Raw genomic sequence first — 262 nt, forward strand, 5'->3', positions numbered from 1 at the left:
GTCCGGGCGGAGGGTCGCAAAGGAGCGGAGGTGGTGTTCCCAAGCGTCCACCCGGTCTGCGGCGACGAGCAACAGCCAATGGGCGGCACGGCCTTCGCTGTACTTGTAGGCGTATCTCCGGATAATCCCTGAGGCGCCTTTCAGCCGGGTGGAGATCCCAAAAACGGGCGTTACGAACGCGTGCTCGAGGGACCGCTCCCGCGGCCACTTTTCTTCCTGGCGTTCAGGAAAGTCCCAATGCGCACCGGTCTCGATGCCGGGT

Annotated in this window: 1 pseudogene; it reads right to left on the bottom strand. The window is 64.1% G+C overall.

Annotation, left to right across the window (positions count from 1 at the left end):
• Positions 1–262, bottom strand: a pseudogene (locus tag ACPYOG_RS19820) (hypothetical protein); the annotation flags it as partial.

The organism is Leifsonia sp. HAY1-4F (genome assembly GCF_056755275.1).